The sequence below is a fragment of the Anaerolineales bacterium genome (assembly GCA_022866145.1).
In the GTDB taxonomy this organism is placed as follows: Bacteria; Chloroflexota; Anaerolineae; order Anaerolineales; family E44-bin32; genus PFL42.
On record JALHUE010000221.1, the window covers coordinates 1 to 10,916 of the forward strand.

The 10,916-nt window shown below is 66.4% G+C and carries 10 protein-coding genes; 3 read left to right on the forward strand and 7 right to left on the reverse strand.

Annotation, left to right across the window (positions count from 1 at the left end):
* Positions 1-449: 449 nt before the first annotated feature.
* From MUO23_07040 to MUO23_07065, 6 genes are all read right to left on the reverse strand, one after another.
* Positions 450-587 (reverse strand): hypothetical protein, encoded by a 138-nt coding sequence (locus tag MUO23_07040; protein MCJ7512712.1) that lies wholly within the window; start codon positions 585-587, stop codon positions 450-452.
* 118 nt (positions 588-705) lie between these two features.
* A complete protein-coding gene (locus MUO23_07045; protein ID MCJ7512713.1) occupies positions 706-3,345 on the reverse strand; it encodes an FtsW/RodA/SpoVE family cell cycle protein in 2,640 nt (879 codons plus the stop codon).
* Complete coding sequence (gene mtnP, locus MUO23_07050; protein MCJ7512714.1) at positions 3,326-4,198, reverse strand: S-methyl-5'-thioadenosine phosphorylase; 873 nt, start codon at positions 4,196-4,198, stop codon at positions 3,326-3,328. The genes MUO23_07045 and mtnP overlap by 20 nt, the downstream gene beginning before the upstream one ends.
* 86 nt (positions 4,199-4,284) lie before the next feature.
* Positions 4,285-4,728, reverse strand: coding sequence for an FHA domain-containing protein (locus MUO23_07055; GenBank protein ID MCJ7512715.1), 444 nt, complete (start codon positions 4,726-4,728; stop codon positions 4,285-4,287).
* Complete coding sequence (locus tag MUO23_07060) at positions 4,725-5,531, reverse strand: DUF3662 and FHA domain-containing protein (protein ID MCJ7512716.1); 807 nt, start codon at positions 5,529-5,531, stop codon at positions 4,725-4,727. Before MUO23_07060 ends, MUO23_07055 begins: the two co-directional genes overlap by 4 nt.
* A gap of 62 nt (positions 5,532-5,593) precedes the next feature.
* On the reverse strand, positions 5,594-6,445 hold the full coding sequence (locus tag MUO23_07065; GenBank protein MCJ7512717.1) for an FHA domain-containing protein: 852 nt from the start codon (positions 6,443-6,445) through the stop codon (positions 5,594-5,596).
* Positions 6,446-6,510: 65 nt separating this feature from the next.
* Here MUO23_07065 and MUO23_07070 point away from each other — a divergent pair, with 65 nt between their 5' ends.
* Entirely contained in the window at positions 6,511-6,921 is a 411-nt protein-coding gene (locus tag MUO23_07070; protein MCJ7512718.1) for an archease, read from the forward strand.
* A 14-nt stretch (positions 6,922-6,935) separates the two neighbouring features.
* Entirely contained in the window at positions 6,936-8,387 is a 1,452-nt protein-coding gene (locus MUO23_07075; GenBank protein ID MCJ7512719.1) for an RtcB family protein, read from the forward strand.
* Between the two features lie 152 nt (positions 8,388-8,539).
* Here MUO23_07075 and tyrS read toward each other — a convergent pair whose 3' ends face one another.
* On the reverse strand, positions 8,540-9,775 hold the full coding sequence (gene tyrS / locus MUO23_07080) for a tyrosine--tRNA ligase (GenBank protein ID MCJ7512720.1): 1,236 nt from the start codon (positions 9,773-9,775) through the stop codon (positions 8,540-8,542).
* Positions 9,776-10,023: 248 nt separating this feature from the next.
* Between tyrS and MUO23_07085 the strand changes: the two genes are divergently transcribed.
* Positions 10,024-10,916 (forward strand): alanine--tRNA ligase-related protein (locus MUO23_07085; protein MCJ7512721.1); only part of this gene is annotated, 893 nt, incomplete at its 3' end.

The window sequence follows — 10,916 nt, forward strand, 5'->3', positions numbered from 1 at the left end:
CAGCGTCTGATCCAGCTGGCACTGCGCCGCCGGGCATCATGTCCAGCAACTGGTCAATCGATCCCAAGCTGGGCACCTGGCTGAGCTAGGCCGTGAAGTCCTGCAGGGTGAATTCACCCCTATACATGCGTTCGGCCTGGACTCCGGCCTGATGGCGCGAGATCACAGCCTCGCGTTTTTCGATCGGCCCAAGAGCGTCGCCCATCCCCAGGCGAACGCAGGTGCGCAGTCACTTTCGCGGCGGTGGTCGTCTTCCCTTACCCCCGCAAACCCACCAGCAGGATCACCCGCGGCGGCTTGCCAGTCAGGCTGAGACGCCCGGGCTCACCCAGGGTCGGGACCAACGCCCGGTACAGGATCTTGACCCCTTGTTGGGAGGGGTTCAGCGCTCGAGCGACCTGCTCCCCCGGCGCCGGCTGTCTTACCCGATCGAGAAGGTCCTTCGTGACCTAGGAGTGGACGTCGGCTTCGAGCAGCGCCAGGCGGACTTGGCATAGACCCTGCTCGATGTCGGCGGGCTTGAGGCTCCCGCCTCGGGCCAGTCGGTAGAAAGCAGCCTGCGGGCGTTGGGTCAGGGCTTCAAACATCGGTCATCTCGCCACCAACTGCGCGCTGGCACTGGCGCGCAACCGTTCGGGCTGGGCCGGCGGCTTGACGCTGACCGGCCGAGCTCAAATAGGATCCCTCTTCCGGTCGGCGGGTCGGTCACGGCGAGGCCAGCCTGCGCACCGCCCTCACGACTCGGCCCCCAACCTGTTCGGCCGATTCGAGATCCGACTGCTCCAACACGACCGCGACGACTGGCGCCGAGTCGTCCCCAGCCCGCGCCAGGTACCAGGCCACCCGACCCTGGTCGGCCCCGGCAATGGCCACACCCGAGAAGGAGGGGCCAGCGTCTCCGGTTTGCGTCAGCGTCCGCGACATCAGGCGGGCAGTCTCCGGACTGAAGACGGGCTGCTGCTCCTGCTCGAATGGCCAAGCCAGCCAATTCCCGTGTGCGTCCGAGACTGCGTCCACGACCCGGACGGGGGGAAGCGGACCACCTACCGTCGCGGCCCAAGCGCGGGCCATGGCGATCGGGGTCAGGGTCAGCCAGCCCTGTCCGACGGACAAGGCTTCCGTCATCTCCATTGCCTCCGGCGTCCCGGGATCGCCCGACCTGTCTATCGGCGTCCCCTCGCCGGCGAGCGCCAGCCCGGCTGCCTCGACCGATTGCCCGCCCATCTGGCGGCCCAGCGCCGCCAGGGGGGCAGGGCACCCCGCCTGCAGCGCCTGGCCCAGGCTAGCCCCCAGAGCGGGCCGGGCACAAGTCAGCTCCAGGCCATTCAGGGAAAAAGGCGCCTCGATGTCGGACATGATCTGCCCCAGCCTAGCATCTCGGTGCTCGATGGCCCAGGCCACCATCCAGGGAGCGAAGGCGGTCCCGGGTTGGTACGACGACTGAACCGCTCGATTCAGGAGCGGCGCCCCCGGATTTGCGAGCATGCCCGCCCAATCGGCCTCCAGGGTCGAAGGGTTGAAGCTCGGGGACGAGGCCATGGCGAGGACGTCTCCGGTGGCCGGGTCCAGCACGACGATCGCTCCCTGCTGGCCCAGCAGGGCACTTGTAGCCTCGGTCTGCAGGGCAAGGTCCAACGTCAGGCGCACGTCGGCGCCCGGAGGAGGATAGCCGTAGAGCGCCTGGCTTTGCATCAGCTCCAGCAACCTTGCGCCCTCCTCACCCCTGAGCACGCCATCCATCGATTGCTCCATGCCCATCAAGCCATAGGAGGGCGAATCGAATCCGACCACATTGGCCGCAGCCGCAGCCGGATACTGGCGTGCGAAACCCCCGGGCAGTCCCTCCGAATCGGCGAGCACGACACCGTTCCGATCCAGGATCCGGCCCCGCTGCGAGTAGCGCTCTTCGACCGCTCGACGCAGGTTGTCGGTCCGGCGGAGGATGGCTGGAGCGCGGATGACCATCCAGTAGCCCGCGGCCATGGCCAGAACCAGGAAGGCAGCTTGGAAACCGAAGAACACGCGCTCGAACGTCCGCCGCGGATGCACGACCCCGGCGGCACCGTTGGACATGACCAGCAGAAGACCCAGTGAGAGGAAGCTGGACAGCAGGGACGTCCCCCCGTAGGAGACGTAGGGTAGCGTGATTCCGGTCAGGGGAAGCACCCGTAGCACTCCGGCCAGAATGAACATGGCCTGCAACCCGAGATTTACCGCCAGCCCGCCGGCAAGCATCTGGTGGAAGGGATCAGGCGAACCCGCTCCGATGCGCAGACCGCGCCCGACGAAGATGGCCATCAGGGCCAGCAACCCGACCGCTCCACCCAAACCCCACTCTTCGGCAATCGAGGCAAAGATGAAATCCGAATGGGCCACCGGGACAAAGCCCGGCGCCCCCAGACCGGGCCCGCTCCCGAGCACCCCACCGGAAGCCAGGGCGATCAAGGACTGCACGATCTGGTAGGAACCGCCCAGGGGGTCCTGCCAGGGGTTGACCCAGGCGGCCAGCCGCAACCCTACAACGCTCGAGGTGGCTGCCGCCGCTCCCGCCCCGACGGCTCCCAGCAGCAGGCTGACGAGGATCACTTCCCAACGTCCCGAAGCCAGGTACAACAACGCCGTCAGCAGGGCGAGCAGCATCATCCCGCTGCCCAGGTCTCGCTGCGCCAACACGAGCAGCGTCGACAATCCCCAGACGGCCAGGAGCGGCGCCAGGGTCGCCACGAGCGACGGGCGATCGCGGCGCCAGCCGAATTGGATGCGATCGGCGAGGTACGAGGCGAAAAAGACCACCAGGAGCAGGCGGAGCATCTCGGACGGCTGGAAGTACACCCCACAGCATCCCAGCCACAACCGAGGCGAACCGCCAGAGGGGTGTGTCCCAAAGACCAGGGTGAGTGCGGTCAGCAGCAGCCCCAGCCCCAGCCAGAGGTACCGGTACGACCGCAGCCAGCCCAGCCGGCGGGGCAGAAGCATCAGCCCCGACAAGGCGATCGTGGAGAGCCCGAGCCAGGCCAGCTGGCGGATGCCGAACCCTGGCGTCAGCCGCCATATGAGAAGCACCCCCCAGCCGGCCAGCAGCATCGCTACCGGATAGAGCACTGGGTCGCGCTGGCTCAGCCGGCGGCGCATCACCGCCCGGCTTGCGCCGACTGCCAGCAGCCAGACCGGCAGGACAGACCAATGGGCGAATCCGGCGGTGCCCGCCACAGAGCCACCAGGCCGGACAGCTGGAGCCAGCGTCAGTGCCAGGCAGGCAAGCCCGAGGAACACGAAGGCCAACCCAAGCAGGAGGGCCTCGACCCGGTCGGCGGGGCTGGCGGTCCTACGGGAAGTAGCGACCAACGATCGGTCTCAGCCGCGCCAGGGTCTCGGGGGGGATGGACTGGCGCCGGGTGATGAAGGCGTCGTGCAATGCATCGGAGCAGGCACAGGTCCACTCCCCTCCGAGGGACCGCCCGAGCTCCACCAGCGCCGCCTGTGCAAGGCGAGTGTTGGCGTTCAGGGTTTCAAGCACCATGCCGACACTGACCGGTGTCTCTTCCAGGTGCCAGACATCGTAGTCCGTGACGTGGGCCATCACGGCGTAGCACATCTCCGCCTCGCGAGCCAGGAAGGCTTCCGGCGCAGTGGTCATCCCGACGAGCGACATCCCCCAGGAGCGGAAGACATTCGATTCCGCACGGGTGGAGAACCGCGGACCTTCGATGGTGATGCTGGTTCCGCCGGCGTGGACGCGCGCCCCCGCCCGTGCCGCACTCTCGGCCAGTCGCAGGCTGAGATCAGGGCAGAACGGCGCAGGCGCACTGACATGCGCCACAAGCCCCTCCCCAAAGAAGGAGCGCTCACGCGTGTGAGTCCAGTCGAAGAGCTGGTCGGGGACCACGATGTCTCCGGGCGCGAAGTCGACGCGAAGGGACCCGCAGGCGCTGATCGACACCAAGCGGTCCACCCCCAGCATCTTGAAGGCCGCGATGTTGGCGCGGTAGTTGACCTCGCTCGGAAGGAGGCTATGCCCTAGGCCGTGCCGGGCCAGGAAGACGATCTGGAGATCGGCCAGATCGCCAATGACCAGGGGCGAGCTGGGGGGGCCGAAGGGGGTGTTCAGCTCGAGGCGATCGAGGATCGTGATCCCTTCCATCTCATAGATGCCGGTTCCCCCAATGACACCGAAAGCCGGATGGTCGCCGATTGTCACGCCTTCCTCCCCTCTGGGATGCAGCCCACTGGAGGTGCTCATTCAGCATGAGCTGATCGCGGCTCGGCCACAGACGAGGCCGGAGGCTATGGAACTCCCTCGACCCCCTGGACACCAGCCTGCAGGTGGACGCGCACCGCACCGAACTGTACCCGGTCGCCGTACGTGATCGCCAGCGGGTCTTCCAGTTCCAAGCCGTTGACTGTAGTGCCATTGCGAGAGCCCAGATCCTCGAGCAGCCAGTTTCCTGAGCCAAAGGACAACCTGGCGTGGTACGAGGAGACCGAAGGATGCTCAAGGATGATCGTGTTGTCGCGGGCCCGACCGATGGTGTTCAACCCCGTCAGGGTGAAAGCCGGCTGTCCCTCGAAGGGTTCATCCGCCACCAGGCTGGCCTGCGGCACTTCCGGGACGGGGGAAATTTGGCGCCGCAGCCCGCGACGCAGCTCGACAAGGATCACGGTCAGGAAGGCGAAAAGCAGCCCAAATAGCGCCAGCCGGATCAGCAGAAAAGCCGCCGCCGTGCTCATGCGCCGTCCGCTGTGGCAGCTGGGCTTTCCTGCGAGTCGCCGGCCACCGGGCGCAGCTGGGGGGTGAAGTCCCCGCTAGCGCCCCCCTCCTCGACAGGATCCTCACCGTATACCAGGGAGAAGCTGCCGATCTCGATGACATCGCCCGAGTGCAGCAGGCACTCACCCACCACCCGGCCGTTCACGCGGCAGCCGCTGGCCGAAGCCAGATCGAAGAGCACAAAGCGTCCGCCGCGGGCGCGAATTTGGGCATGGGCCCGGGAGACGTCCGCCCCGTCGAGGCAGATGGCGTTTGCCAACTTGCGGCCGATCGAGATCACCGGGTGACGTAGCGGGATGTGCGTTTCGCCGTTGACGATCACGAATGCCCCGGGTGGCCCTTGCGCAGCCTGCAGACTCTCCACCCTGGCCGTGAGTGTGTCGTCCATGGCTGTCAGGCCGTGCCAGGCTATCGCTCGGCACTCGCCCGGAGGTACCGATGGATCGGCGACAACCCGCAACGCAACTCCGTTCGGGGCCGAGAAACCCTTGCTGCGCGCCGCTTCGACCACCAGGTCCGCCAGGTGGGCCTCCAGGCCTGAAACCTTGCCCTCGATCTGGGCTAGAGCCTGGGGATGGAACGAGACCAGGAAGTGATCGGGCGCCAAGGGTGCGCCCCCGGGCACGGGGACTGCTCCCTGATCCAGCGCCAGGAGAAGCTGAGAGAGGACCCTATCCGGCTGCTGGGAGGCACCCAGCCAGCGCGGCAGGTGTTGTTCGATCAGACGGCGCAGGCGCGCTTCCCAGACAGAGAACGTCGACATTGTGCGGGGATTATACGTGGGGACGGGATTGCCTGGCGTGCCCCGCAGCCAGGCGAGGATGACTAGCCGGAAGGCTTCTTGAACTTCGACGTGCGCCTGACCAGGTCGGTCGGGATGCGCAGGTCTAGCGGGGTGATCGTGTCCAGGTCCATGCGCGGTTTGGATGGCGGTTTGTACGGGGGCGCGAAGTCTGGCGGTCCAGCCGGGTCCTCACCATAGATCAAGTCGACATTGGCCAGCGCAATGACATCTCCCGGTTCGAGGGTCTTCTCTCGCACCAACTGGCCGTTGACGCGAGTCCCCGTAGTCGAGTCCAGATCAAACAGGACGTAGCGGCCTTCTCGGGCGCGCAGCTCGGCATGCCGCCGCGAGACGTGGGGGTCGCCCAGGAGCAGGTCGTTCTCCGGGCTGCGGCCAATGGCGACTACGGACTTCCTCAGCGGGAAGTGGCGCCTGCCCTCGACGACCAGGAATGCGCCCGTCGGGATGTCTTCGGAGCCGGCCGGTTCCAGGTTCATGTTCTCGGTCAGCTGCAGCGGATCACGGCTGTGCCATGTGATCAGGCGCGCCGTCTTCTCCCGCAGGGTCGGGTCGCTGGCGATCGTGACGTGGGGAGCGCGCAACAGGACGAACCCGCAAGCCTGCAGCGCCTCGGCCAGTGCAGCCGAGAGCTCCTCTTGCACGGGACCCATGGGCTTCTCGGCGTGAGCCAGGTCTTTCGATGACAGGCTCAGCGTGTACTGGTCGGGCGCGTAGCGCCGGCCCTGGGCATCGGTGCGCGAGGCGGCACGGATCTCGTCCCCAAATTGCCGCGCCAGGTCGGCGGCGGAGAGACGCGGGCCGGCGAGCCGCGGCAGGATGATTTCAAGCCGAGGCTGGAGGCGTGCCTGGATGCGGGAGACGGTTTCGGCCATAGGGTTCCTGGATTATAAAGGGTTGGGCATGACTATCCCATGGGAGCTTCGACTATACTGGAATCGTGGCACTCGAACCCTACCGCGAGATCGATCACACTGCCGATGTAGCCCTGAGAGTCCATGGCCACGACCTGGCCGAACTCCTGGTCAACGCCGCCAATGGAATGGTTGAGCTGGCCGGCATAGAGACCCAGGCCGGGCCCCGCGGCCTGCACCCGCTGAACTTGTGCGCGCCCGACGCCGAGACCCTGCTCGTCACCTGGCTTGAGGAGATTCTCTCACAAGCCGAGACCGAGCACACCCTACTGGAGGACTACACCATTCGGGTGACCAATTCGACCGTCCTTGAAGGCGAGGCCTGGACAGCGCCCATCCGACACATCGGCAAGGAGATCAAGGCGGTGACCTTTCACGATCTGGAGATTCGCCCCGGCGGAAGCGGGCTCGAAGCCACGATCGTGTTCGACGTGTAGACTCTCAGGCCGGGATGCCCAGCAAGCAGGACTTTCGTCGTATCTCACCCTACCGCTGGGAGTTGCCGCGCAGCTTCCGGGAGGACATGCGCGTCCCTGTGCTGGTCTTCGCCACTGACCGCCTGCTGGAAGGCGCCTTGGGTGATGCCTCCCTCGACCAGGCCGTGAATGCCGCCACGCTGCCCGGGCTGGTCGGTCAGGTATGCGTGATGCCGGATGTCCACCAGGGGTACGGCTTTCCGATCGGCGGTGTGGCAGCCAGCCTGGTCAGCGAGGGTGTGGTCTCGCCAGGGGCAATCGGGTACGACATCAACTGCGGTGTTCGGCTGCTCGTCGGTCAGATTGAGGCCGAGGCCGCCCGCCCCTACCTGGCGGAGCTTGCTTCGGCGCTATATGCCAATTGCCCTAGTGGAGTGGGCGTCAAAGGCAGCCTGGCGCTGGGTGCATCCGAACTGGACCGGGTATGCCGCGACGGCGCTGCTTGGGCCCACCGCCAGGGCTATGCCTCCGCCGAGGATCTGACGAATACAGAAGAAGCCGGCCGGATCGCCGGGGCTGACCCGGCCCACGTCAGCCCACGGGCCAAGGAGAGAGGCCGGCCGCAGCTCGGCACCCTCGGTGCAGGCAATCATTTCATTGAGGTTGAGGTCATCGACGAGGTGTTCCACCCGGCCGCAGCCCAGGCGATGGGCCTGGTTCAGGGCAATCTGGCCGTGCAGATCCACTGCGGCTCCCGCGGCTTTGGCCATCAGATCTGCTCCGACTACGTCCGCGAGCTGCAGTCCGCCGTCAAGCGCTACGGCATCCAACTCCCCGATCGGGAATTGGTCTGCGCGCCCATCGGGTCTCCGGAAGGCCAGCGATACCTCTCGGCCATGGCTTGTGCCGCTAACTACGCCTTTGCCAACCGGCAGATTCTGGCGCACCATGTGCGCCGCTCTTTTGAGCAGGTATTTGCCGGCCACCTGCGCGGTTGGCAGCTGCACCAGGTGTACGACATCGCCCACAACATGGGCAAAATCGAGCAGCACACCGTTGAGGGTCGCCGGCTGGAAGTGTGTGTGCACCGCAAGGGCGCGACCCGCGCCTTTGGCCCGGGGTTTCACGATCTGCCGGAGCACTACCGGCCACTCGGCCAGCCGGTGTTGGTGCCTGGAAGCATGGGGACCGCTTCCTGGGTTCTGCTGGGAACAACCGGGAGTATGGAGCTGTCATTCGGGTCTTGCTGTCACGGTGCTGGGCGGGTGATGAGCCGCAAGCAGGCGAAGCGCTCGATCCGCGGTGAGCAGCTGCGCCACGACCTCGAGGACAAGGGGATTCGGATTCGCACCGGTTCGCTTCCCGGCCTCGCCGAGGAGGCGCCGCAAGCCTACAAGGATGTCGAGGCCGTGGTGGAGGTCGTGACCGCTGCCGGGATCGCCGCCAAGGTCGCCCGCCTGCGGCCGCTGGCCGTGATCAAAGGCTAGCCCCTGCATCCAGCCCCCGAGCATCCCTCCCGGCCGGCTCGCGCGAGCCCGGCATGCCCCTTCCTCCCGGTTCGCCGGCATCGAGCGGCGAACCTTCTCGGAGGGCGAGTAGAGAACGCAGCGAACTCTCGCTGTGCCGGCGTCGCTGGGCGCTAGGCCGGCGGCAGCAGCCGGAGAAAGCGGCGCTTGCCCACCTTGAGCACGGCCGGCCGGGGCACCTCCAGCACCGCCTTTGAGTCCTCGAGCAGCTGATCGTCCAGTCGAACCCCGCGCTGCTCGATCAGCCGCCGGGCGTCGCTGCGGGTGGAAGCAACCCCGGCCTCCACCAGCAAATCCACCAGCGCCAACCCCGGCCGGAGCCGGAACTCCGCCATGACCTCCGGGACCTGCTGTTCCTGGAAGACGCGCCGAAAGCCGGCCTCGGCCGGCGCGGCCTCGGCCTCGCCATAGTAGATGGCCACGATCTCCCTCGCCAGGCGCATCTTGAGATCGCGTGGGTGCAGCCGCCCGCCCGAGAGGTCCCGCTCGGCCTCGGCGATCTCGGCCGGTCCCCAGCGCGTCACGAGGCGGGCGTAGCTCCCCATCGCCGCATCGGGGATGCTCATGACCTTGCCGTACATGTCTTCAGCGCTGGTGTTCAACGGAATGTGGTTGCCGAGCGACTTGCTCATCTTCACCACACCATCGGTGCCCGGCAGGATCCCCAGGATGATGCCGACGTTGGGCTTGGCACCCATGAACTCCATCACCTTGCGGGCCGCGGTCACGATGTTGAACAGCTGGTCGGTGCCGCCGACCTGGACATCAGCCCGCAGGCTGTAGGCATCATAGCCCTGCATCAGGGCATAGAAGGTCTCGTGCAGGTAGATCGGATCACCGGATTCCCAGCGCTTGCGGAAGTTCTCGCGGGTGAGGAATTGCTGCAGGGTGAAGTTGGACGCCAGGTGGATCAAGCCGGCGAAGTCGAGCTTCGACAGCCAGGTGTCGTTGTACTCGATCCGGGTGGCTTGCGGGTCGAGGATCTTGAACGCCTGCCGGGCGTAGGTCTCGGCGTTGCGCGCCGTCTCTTCGGGCGTCAGTTGGGGGCGCAGCTTGTCTTTGTCGGACGGGTCGCCAATCAGCGAAGTGAACCGCCCGATCAGGAAGACGACTTCGTGGCCAAGTTCCTGGAACTGTCGCAACTTGCGCATCGGAACGGTATGGCCGAGGTGAAGGTCGCTGGTGCGCGGATCGAATCCGCAGTAGACGCGCAGCGGTCGGCCTTCGGCCTGGGCCAGCTGCAGGCGCTGCCTCAGTTCAGCCGCCATGGCCTGCTTGAGGATCTCATCGCCGTACTCGGTCCCCTGCATCAGCAGGTCGACCTGCTCCTGAATGCCCAGGGCACCCATCGCTTCCTCCGCCAGTCCGCCCCTTCGAGCGGCGGCCTGGCCGACCGACGCCTCGGCCCGGGCGCCAATCTACCACGGCCGGGAACCGGATGGGCGCATTATACAGCCCGGGTTTCAGGCCGGCATCCTCCCCCTGGTCGGGTTCGGCGACGGGGCCCCAGCTGGCCCTGAGCCGCGGCAGCCTCCCCCCGGCTTCAGCGGCGACCCCTCCCATGGCGTAGTATCATTCCAACGTTCTCGGAGGCCGGATGTCGACCCACAGCCAGCTGTCGGGCCGCGCCATTCGTAAGGGGTTCCTGGACTACTTCGCGGAGCGCGGCCACACAATCGTCCCATCCATGTCCCTGGTGCCAGGCGGCGACCAAACGCTGCTCTTCACCAACTCGGGCATGGTGCAGTTCAAGGATGTGTTCCTCGGATCGGGGACGCGGCCGTACTCGCGCGTGGCCGACAGCCAGAAATGCCTGCGGGTCGCCGGCAAGCACAACGATCTGGATGACGTCGGGCGTGACGACTCGCACCACACCTTCTTCGAAATGCTCGGTAACTGGTCGTTCGGGGACTACTACAAGGCCGAGGCCATCCCCTGGGCCTGGGAATTGCTGACCGAGGTCTGGGGCCTGGAGAAGGATCGGTTGTGGACGACCTGCTTCCAGGACGAGATGGGGCAGATCCCCATCGACGAGGAGGCCGCAGAAATCTGGGCGCGGCAGCCCGGCTTCAACGCCTCCCACTTGCTGTTCTTCGGCCGCAAGGAGAATTTCTGGGAGATGGCCGACACCGGCCCGTGCGGGCCGGACAGCGAGATCCATATCGACCTCGGGCCTGAGTACTGCGATCTGTCCGGCGTCCCCGGCCACGTGTGCCGGGTCAACGGCGACTGCAAGCGCTTCTTGGAGCTGTGGAACCTGGTGTTCATCCAGTACAACCGCTCCGGCCCAACCCAACTTGAGCCCCTGCCCAGCATGCATGTCGACACCGGCATGGGATTTGAGCGGGTGGTCTCCGTCCTGCAGGGGGTCGACTCCAACTACAAGACCGACCTGTTCACCCCGATCCTCGACCGGATCCAGCAGCTCGCCGGCCACACCCCGAAGCAGCGCCTCGACCTGCTCACACCCTACCGCGTGATCGCCGACCA